Below are 18679 nucleotides of genomic sequence, written 5' to 3'. Positions count from 1 at the left end.
GGTACATCCGCGCACCCGGCACATACGGGTTGGCGACGAAACGCTCCGCCGACAGCCCCGGGCGCGCGTGATAACCGCGCGCCAGCTGGACGCCCGACAGATACAGCTCACCTGCGACACCCACCGGAACGGGCCTGAGCTGGGCATCCAGGATCAGCGACTGCATGCCGCGGGTCGGGCCACCGATGGTGACCCGGTCGCCGGGCGCGAGCGCGTCGCTGATGTTGGTCATGATCGTGGTCTCGGTCGGGCCGTAACCGTTGTGGAAGCGGCGGCCGGAACCGTCCGGCGCGCCACCCCACTTGGTGACCAGATCGGCGGGCACGGCTTCACCGCCGGCCACGATCACCCGCATGCCCGCCAGCGCGGACGAATCCAGCGAGGCGAGCACCGACGGGGTGATGAACGCGTGCGTGACCCGCTCGGCGCGGATCAGCTCGGACAGTTCCTCGCCGCCGTACACGCCGGGCGGGCAGACCACCAGGGCGCCGCCGCGGCCGATCGCCAGCAGGAATTCCAGGATCGAGGCGTCGAAGCTGGGCGACGCGAAATGCAGTGCGCGCGTGTCGGAGTCGACGTCGTAGCGGGCGTTCTGCTCGTCCCGGAAGTTGGCCAGACCGGCGTGGGTGACCACGACGCCCTTGGGCACGCCGGTGGAACCGGAGGTGTAGATGACGTACGCGGGGTGCTCCGGCCGCACCGGGCGTACCCGGTCGGCGTCGGTGACCGCGGCGTCGTCGAACCCGTCGAGATCCAGCTCGTCGAGCACCAGCCACTCGACCGAATCGGGCAGCTCGGCGCGCACCGACGCCACGGTCAGACCGATCGGGGAGCCCGAGTCGGTGACCATGTGCGCGATGCGGTCGGCGGGGTAGGTCGGGTCGATCGGCACGAACGCGCCGCCGGACTTGGACACCGCCCACTCGGCGAAGTACGACTCGTCCGACCGCGGCACGGCGACCGCCACCAGGTCCTCGGCGCCGATGCCGCGCTGGATCAGCAGGCGGGCCAGGCGGTTCGACCGCGCGTCCAGCTCGCCGTAGGACACACTTCTGCCCTGGAACACCACGGCGGGCGCCTCGGGGTCGATGGCGGCGGCCTCGGCGATCAGGTCCGGCAGCGTCCGCGCGGGTGTGGCGGGCGCGCCGGTGCGCGCGATCAGGTCGGCCCGCTCGGCGGGGTCGAGCACGTCGATCGCGCCGACGGTGACCGACGCGTCGGCCGCCACGGCCGCGAGCACGCGTTCCCAGCGGTCCACGATGGCCGCCGCGGTCGCCTCGTCGAACAGCTCGGTGGCGTAGGTCAGCGCCAAAGCCATGGCCCCGGAAGCGGTTTCACCGCGCTCGGCGAGGGTGAACTGCAGGTCGAAGCGCGCGACGTTCTCTTCCAGGTCCAGCGCGGACACCGAAAGGCCCGGCAGTTCCAGGGTGGTGCGCTCCAGGTTCTGGAATGCCAGCATCACCTGGAACAGCGGGTTGCGGGCCTGCGAGCGCTCCGGCGCGAGCAGTTCCACCAGCCGCTCGAACGGCACGTCGGCGTTGCCGTAGGCGTCCAGGTCGGTGCGGCGCACCCGGTCGAGCAGGCCGGCGAACGACTCGCCCGGCTCGATTCCGGTTCGCAGCACCAGCGTGTTGACGAACATGCCGACCAGGTCGTCGAGCGCGGCCTCGCCGCGGCCCGCGACCGGGGTGCCGACCGCGACGTCGTCGCTACCGGACAGCCGCGCCAGCAGCACCGCCAGCGCGCCGTGCATGACCATGAACAGCGACGCGCCGCGCTGCCGCGCGACTTCCTCCAGCGCGGCGACCAGGTCACCGGACAGTTCGCGGTGCAGCGTCGCGCCGCGATGCGAGGCGACGGCCGGACGCGGGCGGTCGGTGGGCAGAGCGAGTTCGTCGGGGATGTCGTCGAGCGCGCGCCGCCAGTAGGCGACCTGCTTCGCCAGCAGCGAGTCGGGATCGTCCTCGGAGCCGAGGATCTCCCGCTGCCAGACCGCGAAGTCGGCGTACTGCACCGCCAGCGGGGCCCAGCCGGGAGCGCTGCCGGTGCTGCGCGCGGTGTAGGCGGCCATCACGTCGCGGGTCAACGGGCCCATCGAGAAGCCGTCGGCCGCGATGTGGTGCACCACCACGACGAGCACGTGCTCGTCCGGCCCGGCCGTGTACAGCCGGGTGCGCAGCGGAACCTGTTCGGCCACATCGAATCCGGTGGTGACGAACTCGGTCACCGTCTCGACCAGCCGCGCCGGGGCGACCGCAACGGGGTGCAGGTCCAGGGCGATGTCCTCGGCGGGCACGATCACCTGCACCGGGGTGCCGCCGTGCTCGGGGTAGCGGGTGCGCAGCGATTCGTGCCTGCGCACCACGTCGGCCACCGCCAAGCGGAGCGCCTCGACGTCCAGCGCGCCGGTGAGCCTGATGGCGATCGGCAGGTTGTAGGCCGCCGAGGCGGTGTCGTACTTGTTCAGGAACCACATGCGCTGCTGCGCGAACGACAGCGGCACCAGTTCGCCTGCCGCGCGCTCGCGCGCGACCAGCCGGGCGCGGGCCGCGCCGTCGGCGTGCGATTCCACGCGCGCGGCGAGCGCTTCCACCGTGGACGCCTCGAACAGGGTGCGCACCGCGACGGTCGTGCCCAGCGCGGCGCCGATGCGGGCGACCACCCTGGTCGCGATCAGCGAGTTGCCGCCGAGGTCGAAGAAGTCGTCGTCCACGCCGACCCGTTCCAGGCCCAGCACGTCGGCGAACACCGCCGCGACGGTCTCCTGCACCGGGGTGACCGGCGCGCGGAACGCGCGCGAGGTCGCCGTCGGCGCGGGCAGCGCGCGGCGGTCCAGCTTCCCGTTGACGGTCAGCGGGATCCACTCCAGCCGCACCACGGCCGAGGGCACCATGTAGGCGGGCAGCTGCGCGGCCGCGCCGTCGCGCACCGCGTCGAGCACCGGCTCCGCGCCCGGCTCGGACACGACGTACGCGACGATCCGCTGATCGCCGGGCTGGTCCTCGCGCACGATGACCGCGGCCTGCGCGATGCCGGGCTGGGCCAGGATCGCGGATTCGATCTCGCCGAGCTCGATGCGGAAGCCGCGCACCTTCACCTGATCGTCGGCGCGGCCCAGGTATTCCAGCTCGCCGAACCGGTTCCAGCGCGCCAGGTCGCCGGAGCGGTACAGCCGCCCGCCCGGCGCGTCGCCCAGCGGGTCGGCGACGAAGCGGGTCGCGGACAGGTCGGGGCGGCCGAGGTAGCCGCGCGCCAATTGCGGTCCGGCCACGTACATCTCGCCCGCGACGCCGACCGGCACCGGCCGCAGCCTGCTGTCGAGCACGTACACCCGCAGCCCGGCGATGGCGCGGCCGACCACGCTGCCGGAGGCGGCGGCGATGGTCGCGGCGTCCAGCGCGCGGTAGGACACGTGCACCGTGGTCTCGGTGATGCCGTACATGTTGACCAGCAGCGGCCCGGCGGACGCGCCGGTGCCGTCGCCGTGGCGCGCCACCCACTCCGAGAGCCTGCGCAGTTCCAGCGCCTCGCCGCCGAACACCACGTAGCGCAGCGCCAGCGGCGCGGCGTCGGGCGCGGCGTTCCGGTCGGCCTCGGCCAGCTGGTAGAACGCCGACGGCGTCTGGTTGAGCACCGTGACGCGTTCGGCGCGCAGCAGTTCCAGGAACTGCTCGGGCGAGCGCGAGGTGTAGTAGTCGACCACCACGAGGGTGCCGCCGAACAGCAGCGGACCCCACAGCTCCCACACCGAGAAGTCGAAGGCGTAGCTGTGGAACAAGGTCCACACGTCCTCGGGCCCGAAACCGAAGTCGCGGTCGGTGTTCGCGAACAGCCGCACCACGTTCCGGTGCGCGACCGCGACACCCTTCGGGCGTCCGGTCGAGCCGGAGGTGTAGATCACGTACGCGACGTTGTCCGGGGTGAGCGCGGCGTTGCGGTCGGCGTCGGTGATCGGCGCGTCGTCGGCGTCCTCCACGTTGCCGGTCTCCACCGCGAACCCGTCGAGCACGACCGACGGCAGCCCGGCGGGCACCTCGACCTGCACCGTGGAGTCGAGCACCACGCTGGTCGGGCGAGAGTCGGCGAGCACGTAGGCGATGCGCTCGGCCGGGTAGGTCGGGTCGACCGGCACGTATCCCGCGCCGGTCTTCACCACGGCCAGCAGCGCGACCACGAGGTCCAGCGACCGCGGCAGGATCACCGCGACCAGCGTCTCCGGTCCCGCGCCGTCGCTGATCAGCCTGCGCGCCAGCACGTTCGCGCGCCGGTCGAGTTCGGCGTAGGTCAGCGTCTCCACGCCGAAGCGGGCCGCGACGCGGTTCGGGTGCGCGGCCACGGCCGCGTCGAACAGTCCGACCAGGGTGATGTCCGGATCGGCGAACAGGCCCGCGACGCTCTCGGCGCCGGAGGACACCCAGCGCTGCGAGACGTCCAGCCGCTCGCCCTCGCCGAGCAGATCGATGTCGCCGATGGCGACCCGCGGATCCTCGGCGACACCGCGCAGGATGCGCACGAACCGATCGGCGAACGCGGCCACCGTCTCCGGGTCGAACAGTTCGGTGGCGTAGTTCCACGACAGCGTCAGCCCGCCGTCGGCGGCCTCGCCCACGGTCAGCTGCACGTCGAATTTCGCGGTGCCAGGGTCGAAGTCGACGGCGGCGACCTCCAAGCCGCCGGGCAGCGCGACGGCGCCGAGCGCGGCCGCCGAGGCGGCCTCGAAGGTCAGCGCGACCTGGAACAGCGGGTGGTGTGCCTGCGAGCGCACCGGGCTGAGCACGTCCACCAGACGCTCGAACGGCACGTCGGCGTTGGCGAACGCGGCCAGATCGGTGCGGCGCACCTGCTCGAGCAGCTCGGCGAACCCGGCGCCCGGATCGACCTCGCTGCGCAGCACCAGCGTGTTGACGAACATGCCGACGACGTCGTCGAGCGCGCGTTCACCGCGGCCCGCGATCGGCGTGCCGATCGCGACGTCGGTGCTGCCGGACAACCGGCCCGCCCACACCGCCAGCGCGGCGTGCACGACCATGAACAGCGTCACGCCGCGGGCGCGCGCCAGCTCGGCGAGCGCCTCGTGTACCTGCGCGTCGACCGAGAAGTCGTGCGTGCCACCGGCGTTGGAGGCGATCTCCGGCCGGGGCCGGTCGGCCGGCAGCTCGATCTGATCGGGCAGATCACGCAGTTGCTCGGTCCAGTAGGCGATCTGCCGGGCCGCCACGGAGTCCGGATCGGTTTCACTGCCGAGCACCGCGCGCTGCCACAGCGCGTAGTCGGCGTACTGCACCTCGAGCGGGGCCCAGGACGGCGCCTCGCCGCGGGCGCGCTCGGTGTAGGCGAGCACGACGTCGCGCAGCAGCGGCCGCAGCGAGAAACCGTCCGCGCTGATGTGGTGCATGACCAGCACCGCGACGTGGTCGGTCGCCGACAGCGCCAGCAGGCTCGCGCGGAACCCGATCTCGGCGGTCACGTCGAAACCGGCGCTCGCCAGCTCCACGATCCGCGCGGGCAGCTCCTCCGCCGCCACGGGTTCGGCGACCAGGTCGAAGGCGACCTCGCCCACCGGAAGGACTCGCTGGTAGCCGGTGCCCTCCACCTCCGGGTAGACGGTGCGCAGCGCCTCGTGCCGGGCGAGCACGTCGTTGACGGCCGCACCCAGCGCGGCGACGTCGAGCGCACCGGTCAGCCGCAGCGCCACCGGGATGTTGTTCACCGCGGTGCGGTTGTCGAACCGGTTGAGGAACCACATCCGCTGCTGGGCGAGCGACAGCGGCACCAGCTCTGGGCGCTCCTGCGCGACCAGCGGTGTCCGGCCGCCTTGCCCGGCGGCCGATTCCACCTTCGCCGCCAGCGCAACGACGGTGGACGCCTCGAACAGCACCCGCACCGGGACCTGGGTGTTCAGCGCCTCGCCCAGCCGCGCCGCCACCTGGGTGGCGACCAGCGAGTTGCCGCCCAGCTCGAAGAAGTCGTCGTCCAGACCGACCCGATCCACGCCGAGCACCTCGGCGAAGGTCTCGGCCACGATCTCCTGCACCGGCGTGGCGGGCGCGCGGAACACCTTGGCCTCGAACACCGGGGCCGGCAACGCCTTGCGATCCAGCTTGCCGGAAGCGTTCAGCGGGAACTCGTCGAGCACCACGTAGGCCGTGGGCACCATGTACCCCGGCAGTCGCGCCCCGAGTTCGGCCTTGACCGAGTCGACGTCCACCACCCGGTCCGGGTCCGTCACCAGGTACGCGACCAGCTGGTCACCGGTGCGCTCATCGGTGCGCACCACGACCACCGCCTGCGCCACCGAGTCCAGCGCCGTGAGCGCCGACTCGATCTCGCCCAGCTCGATGCGCAGACCACGCACCTTCACCTGGAAGTCGGTGCGGCCCAGGTACTCCAGCTCGCCGTCTTCGGTCCAGGCCACCAGGTCGCCGGTGCGGTACATGCGCTCGGCGTGGCCGAACGGGTTGGCCACGAAGCGCTCGGTGGTCAGGTCAGGGCGGCCCACGTAACCGTGCGCCAGCTGCGCGCCCGCGAGGTACAACTCGCCCGGCACGCCGACCGGAACCGGACGCAGCCGCGAGTCCAGCACGTACACCTGCGTGTTGAACACCGGAGCGCCGATCGGCACCGACACCGCGTCGGCCTCGGTCACCTCGTGGAAGGTGACGTCGACCGCGGCCTCGGTCGGACCGTACAGGTTGTGCAGCCGCGCGCCGGTCAGCTCGCGCAGCTTCTGCGCGGTCACCGCGGGCAGCGCCTCACCGGACGCGAAAACGTTACGCAGGCTGGTGCATTCGGCCGCACGCTCCTCGGCGACGAACACCGACAGCATCGACGGCACGAAGTGCACCGTGGTGACCTGCTCGTCGACGATCAGGCGCGCCAGGTACGCGGGATCGCGATGACCGTCCGGCTTCGCGACCACCAGGCGCGCGCCGACCTGCAACGGCCAGAAGAACTCCCACACCGACACGTCGAACGTCGCGGGCGTCTTCTGGAGCACCACGTCGTAAGCGGCCAGACCGTACTCGGCGTGCATCCACACCAGGCGGTTGACGATCGCGGCGTGCGAGACCGCCACACCCTTCGGGCGGCCGGTCGAACCGGACGTGAAGATCACGTACGCGGTGTTGGCCGGACGCAGCGGCTTGTGCCGGTCGGCGTCGGTCAGCGGCTCGCCGGAGAACTCCGACAGGTCGAGCTGATCGATGCGCACCTGCCGAGAGACCGTGGTCTCCAGGTCGGAGCCGGAGGTCAGCACGCACACCGGGCGCGCGGTCTCCAGGATGTAGTCGATGCGCTCGGCCGGGTGGTCCGGATCCAGCGGCACGTACGCACCGCCCGCGGCGTTCACCGCGTACATGCCGACCACCAAGTCGATGGAGCGGCGCATGCCGAGGGCCACATAGGATTCCGGCCCGACGCCGTTGACCTTCAGCCAGCGCGCCAACCGGTGCACCCGGTGAGCGAACTCGGCGTAGGACAGACTTGTCCCCTCGAACGTCACTGCCGGACTGTCCGGGGTGCGCGCGACCTGCGCTTCGAACAGCGAGACCAGCGTCGCCGCGGCGTCGCCGACCGGCGAGGTGAGCGCGGCGTCGACCGCGAACTCGGTGGCGTTCCACCGCTCGATCACCAAGGACCGCTCGGCGTCGTCCAGCAGCTCGATATCACCGACGGTGACCGACGGCTCGGCGGCGACACCGCGCAGCACGCGCACGAAGCGCTCGGCGAACGTCCCGGCGAACACGCCGTCGAACAGATCGGTGGCGTAGACGAGCTCGGCGTCCATCGCCGCCTCGCCGCCGGGGACCTCGCTGAGCGTGAGCTGCAGGTCGAACTTCGCCGTCGGCTGGTCGATGCCCAGCTCGGAGACGGTGAGGCCGGGCAGCTCCAGCGCGGTGCGGCCGAGGTTCTGGAACGACAGCATCACCTGGAACAGCGGGTGGCGCGCCTGCGAGCGGGCCGGGTTGAGCACCTCGACCAGCCGCTCGAACGGCACGTCGGCGTGCGCGAACGCCTGCAGGTCGCGCTCGCGGACCCGGGCGAGCAGATCGGCGAACGAGTCACCGGGGTCCACTTCGGCGCGCAGCACCAGGGTGTTGACGAACATGCCGACCAGGTCGTCGAGCGCCTGCTCGCCGCGTCCGGCCACCGGGATGCCGATGGCGATGTCGTCGGAGCCGCTCAACCGCGCCAGCAGGGCGGCGAACGCGCTGTGCACCACCATGAACAGCGTGCTGCCGTGCGTCTGCGCGACCCGGTTCAGGTCCTCGATCAGTTCGCCCGGCACGCGGAACCGGTAGGTGCCCGCGCCGTAGGAGGCGACGGCGGGCCGCGGGCGACCGGGCAGGCGCAGCTCGTCGGGCAGCCCGGCCAGCGTCTCGCGCCAGTAGTCCAGCTGCTCGGAGATCAGCGAGGTCGGGTCGTCCTCGGAGCCGAGCGTGTCGCGCTGCCACAGCGCGAAGTCCACGTACTGCACGGCCAGCGGCGGCCAGCCCGGCTGGGCCGCGGAGGTCCGCGCCACGTAGGCGGTCATCAGGTCGCGCACCAGCGGCCGCATGGAGAAGCCGTCGGCGGCGATGTGGTGCACCACGACGACCAGCACGTAGTCGTCGTGGCCGAGCCGGTAGGCGCGCAGGCGCACCGGCGGCCGGGTGGTCACGTCGAAGCCGCGCTCGACGAACTCGTAGAGGACGCCGAGCAGTTGCCCCTCGGCCACCTCGACCACGTCCAGATCCGGAATAGCCCTGGTCGCGTTCAGCACCCGCTGGTAGGCGACCCCGTCGCGGGACGGGTAGATGGTGCGCAGCGATTCGTGCCGCGCGACCACGTCGGCGATCGCGCCGCGCAGCGCGTCCAGATCCAGCGCGCCCTCCAGCCGCACCGCGGCCGGGATGTTGTTCGCGGCGGAATCGGCGTCGAAACGGTTGAGGAACCACATGCGCTGCTGTGCCAGCGACAGGGGCGGATGCTCGGGACGCACCTGTGCCGTGAGCGCCTGGCGCGCACCGCTGCCCGCGTGCGACTCGACCCGCGCGGCCAGCGCGGCCACGGTCGGAGCCTCGAACAGCACGCGCACGCCGACCTCGGTGTTCAGCGCCGCGCTGAGACGGGCGACCACCTGGGTGGCCACCAGCGAGTTGCCGCCGAGTTCGAAGAAGTCGTCGTCCACGCCGACGCGCGGCACGCCGAGCAGGTCGGCGAAGATCTCCGCGACGATTTCCTCGATCGGCGTCGAGGGAGCGCGGAAGACCCTGGCCTCGAACACCGGGGCGGGCAGGGCTTTACGATCCAGCTTGCCGGAGGCGTTCACCGGGAACGCGTCCAGCACGACCAGCGCGGCCGGGACCATGTAGCCCGGCAGCGCCGCCGAAAGCGCGGTCTTCACCTCGTCGATGTCGACGGCCACATACGGTTCGCAGACCAGGTAGCCCACCAGCTGATCGCCGGCGTGCGCGTCGGCGCGCAGCACGACCACCGCCTGCGCGATCCCAGGCTGCGCCAGCAGCGCCGACTCGATCTCGCCCAGCTCGATGCGCAGACCGCGCAACTTCACCTGGAAGTCGGTGCGGCCCAGGTACTCCAGTTCGCCAGCGGGGGTCCAGGCCACCAAGTCACCGGTGCGGTACATCCGGTCGCCCGGCGCGCCGTAGGGGTTGGCCACGAACCGGTCGGCGGTCAGATCCGAACGGCCCAGGTAACCGAGCGCCAGCTGCTCGCCCGCGAGATACAGCTCACCCGCGACACCAGGCGCGACCGGGTGCAGGCGGCTGTCGAGCACGAAGACGCGGGTGTTCCACACCGGACGTCCGATCGGCACCGACACCGTGTCGGCGTCGGTCGCCTCGTGATACGTCACGTCGACGGCGGCCTCGGTCGGGCCGTACAGGTTGTGCAGGCGCGCGCCGGTCAGCTCGCGCAAACGCTGCGCGGTCTGCGCGGGCAGCGCCTCACCGGAGGCGAAGACCTGCCGCAGCCGCGGCGCGGGCAGGCCGTCGCCGTTCTCGTTGCCCAGTGTGGAGACGAACACCGAGAGCATGGACGGCACGAAGTGCGCCGTGGTGATTTCCTTCTCGGCGATGATCCGGGACAGATACACCGGGTCGCGGTGCCCGTCCGGCTTCGCGACGACCAGCCTGGCGCCGGTCTGCAACGGCCAGAAGAACTCCCACACCGACACGTCGAACGTGGCGGGCGTCTTCTGCAGCACCGCGTCCTGCGCGCCGATCGGGTACGCGTGCTGCATCCACAGCAGCCGGTTGACGATCGCGGCATGGCTGACCGCCACGCCCTTCGGGCGACCGGTGGAACCGGAGGTGAAGATCACGTAGGCGGTGTTCTCCGGCCGCAGCGGGCGCGTGCGCTCGGCGTCGGTGATCGGCGCGCCGCTGGTCGCGGCGAAACCGGGCACGCCCTCGATGCCCTCCACCGACAGCGCGGTCACTTCCGGCTGCGGGTCGAGGCCGAAGCCGTCGGCCGACCGGTACAGGATCATCCGCGGCCGCGCGGTCTCGATGATGTAGTTGATCCGCTCGGCGGGCTGGTCCGGGTCCAGCGGCACGTAGGCCGCGCCGGTCTGCACCACCGCGTACATCGCGACGACCAATTCGGTGGAACGCCGCAGCGCCAGTGCCACCAGCGATTCCGGGCCGACGCCCGCGCCGATGAGCTGGCGGGCGATGCGGTTGGCCCGCTCCTGCAACTGGCGGTAGGTCAGCCGCTCGTCGTCGAAGTCGAGCGCGATCGCGTCGGGCGTGGCCGCCGCCTGCGCGTCGAACAGCGACACCAGCGTCGCGACCTGGTCCACCGGGTGCGTGGTGTCGTTCCAGTCGATCAGCACCCGCGCGCGTTCCTCGGACGCGAGCAACTCGATGTCGCCGATCGGGACGTCCGGGTCGGCGGTCACGGCCGCGAGGATGCGGTCGAGGCGGCGGGCGAACGCCGCGACGGTCGGCTCGTCGAAAAGATCCAGCGCGTAGGAGAACTCGGCCGACATGCCCGCCGAGTCGCCCTGCTCGTCCTGGGTCTCCGACAGGGTCAGCTGGAGGTCGAACTTGGCCAGCCGCGCGTCGTAGTCGATGCCGTTGACCGACAGACCGGGCAGCTCCAGGCTCGCCTGCCGGGTGTTCTGGAAGGTCAGCATCACTTGGAACAGCGGGTGGCGCGCCTGCGAACGCGCCGGGTTCAGCACCTCGACCAGCCGCTCGAACGGCACGTCGGCGTGCGCGAACGCGTGCAGGTCGGTCTCGCGGGCGCGGGCGAGCAGGTCGGCGAAGGTCATCGCGCCGTCCACCTCGGTGCGCAGCACCAGGGTGTTGACGAACATGCCGATCAGGTCGTCCAGCGCGGCCTCACCGCGGCCTGCGACCGGGGTGCCGATGGCGATGTCGCTGGTGCCGCTGGCGCGGGCCAGCAGCACGGCCAGCGCGCTGTGCAGCACCATGAACAGCGAGGCGTTGTGCCTGCGGCCCAGCTCGATCAGGGCGCGCTGGGTCTCGCCGGAGATCACGAACGGATAGGTGCCGCCGCGGTAGGACGCCACGGCGGGGCGCGGCCGATCCGACGGCAGCGTCAATTCGTCGGGCAGATCGGCCAGTTCGCGCGTCCAGTACCGGATCTGGTTGGAGATCAGCGAACTCGGGTCGTCCTCGGAACCGAGCACCTCGCGCTGCCACAGCGCGTAGTCCGCGTACTGCACCGGCAGCGCCGACCACGCCGGCGCCTCCCACGACGTGCGCGCGGCGTAGGCCACCATGACGTCGCGGGCCAGCGGTCCCATCGACCAGCCGTCGGCGGAGATGTGGTGCACCACCATGCCGAGCACGTACTCGGTCTCGCTGATCTCGAACAGCCGCGCGTGCAGCGGTACTTCGCTGGTCACGTCGAACGCCATCGAGGCCAGCTCGACCAGGTGATCGATGAGGTTGTGCTCGGTCACCGGCACCGGGGTCAGGTCCGGCACGATCTGCGCGGCGTCCAGCACCACCTGCACCGGGCCGGTCTTGGTCTCCGGGAACACCGTGCGCAGCGACTCGTGCCGGTCGATCACGTCGATGACCGCGACCTGCAACGCGGCGATGTCCAGGTCGCCGGACAGCCGGATCGCGACCGGGATGTTGTTCACCGCCGAGGAGGTGTCGAACCGGTTGAGGAACCACATGCGCTGCTGTGCCAGCGACAGCGGCACCTGCTCCGGACGATGGCGGGCGACCAGCGCCTTGCGCGCGCCGTCACCGGCGTGCGACTCCACCCGCGCGGCCAGCGCCGCCACCGTGGACGCCTCGAACAGCATGCGCACCGGCACCCTGGTGTCCAGCGCGATGCCGAGGCGGGAGGCCACCTGGGTGGCGATCAGCGAGTTGCCGCCCAGCTCGAAGAAGTCGTCGTCCACGCCGACGCGGGAGATGCCCAGCACCTCGCCGAAGATCTGCGCGACGATCTCCTCGATCGGTGTGGTCGGGGCGCGGAATTCGCGCACCTCGAACACCGGCGCGGGCAGCGCCTTGCGGTCCAGCTTGCCGGAGGCGTTCAGCGGGAACGCTTCCAGCACCACGATCGCCGAGGGCACCATGTACGCGGGCAGCGTGCGGTGCAGCGCGTTCTTGATGTTGTCGATGTCGACCGGGCCACCGGTGCTGACCACGTAGGCGACCAGCTGATCGCCGGCGACGGTGTCCATCACCAGCACGACGGCCTGGCTGACGGCCGGGTGGTCGAGCAGGGCGGTCTCGATCTCGCCGAGCTCGATGCGCTGACCGCGGAACTTCACCTGGAAGTCGGTGCGGCCGATGTACTCCAGCACGCCCGCGCTGCCCACTTCGGGATCGCGCGGCTGTAGCCAGCGCACCAGGTCGCCGGTGCGGTACAGGCGGGAGCCGGGCGGGCCGAACGGGTCGGCGACGAAGCGCTCGGCGGACAGGTCGGGGCGGCCGTGGTAGCCGCGGGCGGTCTGCACGCCGCCGAGGTACAGCTCGCCGGGGACACCGACCGGAACGGGCGCGAGGCCCTCGTCCAGCACGTAGGTCTGCGCGTTCCACACCGGGCGGCCGATCGGCACCGACGTGGGGGCGACCCCGTTGACGTGCCAGGCCGTGGCGTGCACGGTGAACTCGGTCGGGCCGTACAGGTTGTGCACCGCGGCCGTGGAGAACTGCCGGAACGCGGTGACGGTCGCGGGCGGCAGCGCCTCACCGGCGACGAGAACCACACGCAGCGAGGCGCATTCGGCGGTGTCCGCGGACCCGGCGAACACCGACAGCATGGACGGCACGAACGAGGTCATGGTGACCCGGTGCCGCCCGATGATCTCCGACAGGTAGATCGGATCGCGGTGGCCGTCGGGCGCGGCGATCAGCATGCGGGCGCCGACGGCCAGCGTGCCGAACAGCTCCCACACCGACACGTCGAAGGTGACCGGCGTCTTCTGCAGGATCACATCGGCCGGGCCGATCCGATATTCGGCGGTGATCCAGGCGATCTGGTTGACCACCGACGCGTGGCTGACCGCGACGCCCTTGGGGCGGCCGGTCGAGCCGGAGGTGTAGAGCACGTAGGCGGTGTTGGCGGCGCGCAGCGGAGCGCGACGCTCGGCGTCGGTGACCGGCTCGTCACCGAATTCGCTCAGGTCGAGGGTGTCCAGCGTCAGCACCGGGATGTCCGCGGCGGCGACGTTGTCGGCCGTGGTGGTGAGCAGGCACACCGGCGCGGAGCTGTCGAGCACGTACTCGGTGCGCTCGGCGGGATGGTCGGGGTCGATCGGCACGTAGCCGCCGCCCGCGGTGAGCGTGGCGTAGATCGCCACCAGCATGTCCACCGACCGGCGGATGCCGACCGCGACCAGCGTCTCCGGGCCGACGCCCGTCTCGATCAGCTTGCGCGCCAAGCGGTTCACCCGCGCGCCGAACTCGGCGTAGGTCAGCTCGACCGGCGCGCCGAACTCCTGCGCGCCGCGCGAGCCGCCGTCGAACACGACCGCGGGGTCGTCCGGCCTGCCCCGCACCTGTTCCTCGAACAGCTCCAGCACGGTGGCGGCGGGCACGTCGTGACCGGTGTGGTTCCACTCGGTGAGCACCCGGTCGCGCTCGGCCTCGTCGAGGATCTCGATATCGCGCACGGCCGCGTGCGGCGCGGCGACGGCGGCTTCCAGCACGCGCAGGTAGCGGCGGCCGAACTCGGCGACGGTCGGCGCGTCGAACAGGTCCGTTGCGAAGGAGACGACCGCGCCCATGCCCGCGGGCTCGCCGTTCGCGCCGCGCTCCTCGGTGACCGTCCACTGCAGGTCGAACTTGGCGATGTCGACCTCGAGCTCGTCGGCGGTGACCGAGAGCCCGGGCAGTTCCAGGGTCGCGTGCGACATCTCCTGGAACGACAGCATCACCTGGAACAGCGGGTGCCGCGCCTGCGAGCGGGTCGGGTTGAGCACCTCGACCAGCCGCTCGAACGGCACGTCGGCGAACGCGAACGCCGCGAGGTCGGTTTCCCTGGTGCGGCCGAGGAATTCGGCGAACGGCTCGCTGCCGTCCACCTCCGACCGCAGCACGAGCGTGTTGACGAACATGCCGATCAGGTCGTCGAGCGCCTGCTCACCGCGCCCGGCGACCGGGGTGCCGATCGCGATGTCGCTGGTGCCGGACAACCGGGCCAGCAGCACGGCCAGTGAGGCGTGCATGACCATGAACAGGCTCACGCCCTGCGCGCGGGCCAGCGCGACGAGCCCGCGGTGCAGCTCGGCGTCGATGTCGAAGCTCACCCGGCTGCCGTGGAAGCTCTGCACCGGCGGACGCGGACGGTCCGCGGGCAGGTCCAGCTGGTCGGGCAGGCCCGCCAGCGCCCTACGCCAGTAGGCGATCTCGCGCGCCGCCATCGAGGCGGGATCGGATTCCGCGCCCAGCAGCTCGCGCTGCCAGACGCTGAAGTCCTGGTACTGCACCGGCAGCGGCGCCCAGCTCGGCGCCTCGCCCGCGGTGCGGGACAGGTAGGCGGCGGCCACGTCGCGCGCCAGCGGGCCGAAGGAGAAGCCGTCGGCCGCGATGTGGTGCACGACGAACGCCACCGCGTAGTCGGCGACGCCGTTGCCGCGGCCGCCGGTGACCGCGAAGACCCGCACCCGGATCGGCAGTTCCCGCGAGACGTCGAAGCCGCGCGCGGCGAATTCGGCCAGCGCGCCGTGCAATTCGGCCTCGTCGATCGGCTGCACCTCGATGCCGAGTTCGACCTGGTCGACCGGGAGCACCTGCTGGTATCCGCCGTCGCCGGACTCGGGGAAGATCGTGCGCAGCGACTGCTGCCGCTCGACCACGTCCAGCAGCGCCGACTGCAACGCGTCCAGGTCCACCTGGCCGCGCAACCGCACCACGAACGGCAGGTTGTAGGTCGGCACGGTGGGGTCGAACTGGTTGATGAACCACATGCGCTGCTGCGCCAGCGACAGCGGCACCCGCTCCGGCAGCTGCTGGGCCACCAGCGGCGGACGCGATTCACCCACCGGCGCGGCGTTCTCCGCGCGCGCCGCGATACCGGCGACGGTCGGGGTCTCGAACAGCGCGCGCACCCCGATCTGGGTGCCGAACGCGGCGCCGATGCGCGCCACCACCTGGGTCGCGACCAGCGAGTTGCCGCCCAGGTCGAAGAAGTTGTCGTCGATGCCGATGCGCTCCTGGCTGAGCACGTCGGCGAAGATGCCCGCCACGATCTGCTCGGCCTGGGTGCGCGGCGCGCGGAAATCACCGGCGTCGGCGCTGAACACCGGCTCCGGCAGCGCCTTGCGGTCCAGCTTGCCGCTGGTGTTCAGCGGGAAGGCGTCCAGCACCATGATCGACGCGGGGACCATGTAGCTGGGCAGCTGCTCGGCGGCGAACCTGGTCAGCTCCACCGGCTCAACGGTGTGACCGGGAGCCGGGACGACGTAGGCCACCAGCTGCTGGCCGGTCGCGGTGTCCACCACCAGCACCACGGCCTGGCTGATCGCGGGATGCGCGAGCAGATCGGTCTCGATCTCCCCCAGCTCGATGCGCTGACCGCGGAACTTCACCTGGAAGTCGGTGCGGCCGATGTATTCCAGCGTGCCCGCTTCGTTCCAGCGCACCAGGTCGCCGGTGCGGTACATCCGCTCGCCCGTGCTCGACAGCGGGTTCGCGACGAAGCGATCGGAGGTGAGGTCGGGACGGCCACGGTAGCCGCGCGCGAGCTGACGCCCGCCGAGATACAGCTCGCCCGGCGCGCCGATCGCGGCCGGACGCAGCCGCGAATCCAGCACGTAGACCTGGACGTTCCACTCCGGGATGCCGATCGGCACGGTCACCGTGTCGGCGGCGGTCGCTTCCCAATAGGTCACCGACACCGCGGCCTCGGTCGGGCCGTACAGGTTGTGCAGCCCCGCGTCGGTGATCGCGCGGAAGCCGGCGGCGGTCTCCGGCGGCAACGCCTCGCCGATCACGAAAACCGCGCGCAGCGTGGCGCATTGGGCTCGCGTGGCGTGCGCGACGAACACCGTGAGCATGGACGGGACGAAGTCGGTCACGGTGACGCCGTGCCGCTCGATCATCTCCGCCACGTACAGCGGGTCGCGGTGCCCGTCCGGCGACGCGATGACCAACTTCGCGCCCACGAGCAGCGGCAGGAAGTAACCCCACAGCGACACGTCGAACGTGGTCGCGGTCTTCTGCAGATACACGTCCGCCGCGGTCAGCCGGTACTCGTCGAGCATCCACAGCTGCTGGTTGACGATCGCGTGGTGGGTGACCGCCACGCCCTTGGGGCGGCCGGTCGAACCCGAGGTGTAGATGACGTAGGCGGTGTTGTCCGGCCGCAGCGGCGCGAGGCGGTCGGCGTCGGTGACCGGATCGGCCGAGTATGCCGAGGTGTCCAGGGTGTCGATCTCCACCCGGCGCACCGATTCCGGCAGCTCCAGCTCGTCGGCCGACAGCGTCAGCACGCACACCGGCGCGGCGCTGTCGAGGATGTAGGCGGTGCGCTCGGCCGGATGATCCGGATCGATCGGCACGTACGCGCCACCGGCCTTCAGCACGGCGTGCATGCCGATCACCAGTTCCAGCGAGCGGCGCATGCCCAGCGCGACCAGCGATTCCGGGCCCACGCCGTCGGCGATCAGGAAACGGGCCAGCCGGTTGACCCGCGCGTCGAACTCCGCGTAGGTCAGCGTCGCGCCCTCGAAGTCGAGCGCGATGTTGTCCGGGGTCGACGACATCTGCGCGTCCAGCAGCGCGGCGAGTGTGGTCTCGGGAACCTCCTGCTCGGAGTCGTTCCACTCCAGCAGCGTCCGCTCGCGCTCGTCGTCGGTGGTGACCGGAAGTCCCCACACCGTGGCGTCCACCTCGGCGGCGAGGAAACGATCGAAGAACTCCAGGAAGCGGCCGTGGTGGCGGCGCGCCTCGTCCTCGGTGTAGAGGTTCGGGTTGGTCTCGAAGTCGATGTGCGAGCGGGTGCCCGCGACCGACTGGTAGAAGTTGACGCCCAAATCCTCGATGCTGCCGGTGGACAGCACGCTGAGCTGGCCGACCATCGGGCCCATCACCAGTTCGTCGTGGAACAGCATGATGTTGACCCACGGCCCGAAGAACTCCGTGGTCACCACGCCGTCACCGGCCGCGTCGCGGCGGATGTCCTCGTGCCGGTAGCGCTGGTGACGCAGCGCGCCGGAGACCTCGACCTGCACCTGCTTGAGCAGCTCCGACACCGTCGTGTCGTGGCCGACGTGCAGCCGCAGCGGCACGATGTTCGACGACACACCGCCCGAGCGGCGCATCGCGGCGGTGGTGCGCGCGGTCACCGGCAGGCTGAGGATGACGTCCTCGACGCCGTTCCACTGCGCCAGATACGCGGCGAAACCGGCCAGCAGCAGCCCGGCGGGCGAGGAATCGTGCCGCGCGACCGCGGCCTCCAGCAGGCTGTTCTGCTCGTCCGACAGCGCCGCGCTCACGATGCCGTTGATCGCGGCGGGCGGCGCGGAACGGCCGGTCAGGCTGGTGCCCTCTTCCAGCCCGTCCACCCGCTGCGCCCAGTACTCCTTGTCGGAGACGAAGCGGGAGCTCTCCCGATAGGCGATCTCCTGCTCGTACAGCGTGTGCAGATCGGTGGCCTTGGACGCGGCGGGTTCGGTGCCGGTGACGTAGGCGGTGTAGAGCTCGGCGATGCGGTTGAGGTTGGTCATCGCGCCGAAGCCGTCGAGCGCGATGTGGTGGGCGCGGGAGTACCAGTACCAGTGATCGTCGGCCAGTTGCAGCGCCGCGACCAGGATCAACCGGTCGTTCAGCAGGTCGAACGGGCGGCTGTACTCGGCGCGCATCCACGCCATCGCAGCGGCGGCCGGATCGGCCTCGCCGCGCAGATCGACGTAGACGACCTTGTCGTAATCGGCGATGGAGTGGTCGACGTACTGCAACGGCTCGCCGTCGCGTTCGATGATCCGGAGGAAACCGGAACCGAGTTCGTGCGAGGCGTCGATGCTGGCGCGCTCGAGCACATCGACATCCAGCTCACCGTGCAGGTCGACGTATTGCGCGATGGTGACCGGCACCTGCGGGTCGACGTGCTGCGCGTACCAGATGCCCAGCTGAGCGGGAGACAGCGGGAACGCGCCGGACAGCCCGGGTTCTGCCCCAGCACCAGCGTGTGCCCGTTCGCCACCAGTTTCGCCGTTTCCGCCGAAATCCAGCCGGTCCAA

At 71.3% G+C, this 18679-nt stretch carries 1 protein-coding gene (cut by a window edge); it reads right to left on the bottom strand.

Annotated elements, in window-relative coordinates:
* Positions 1-18679 carry the 5' portion of a non-ribosomal peptide synthase/polyketide synthase gene (locus tag ABZ552_RS08440; protein ID WP_357436196.1) on the bottom strand. It extends 24989 nt beyond the left edge of the window, so the window shows 18679 of its 43668 coding nt (coding positions 1-18679); the start codon lies at positions 18677-18679; its stop codon lies off the left edge, out of view.

Origin of the sequence: Nocardia sp. NPDC019219 (assembly GCF_040632645.1) — a bacterium.
Lineage (GTDB): Bacteria > Actinomycetota > Actinomycetes > Mycobacteriales > Mycobacteriaceae > Nocardia > Nocardia sputorum.
This window is presented reverse-complemented; position numbering and strand designations above follow the sequence as displayed.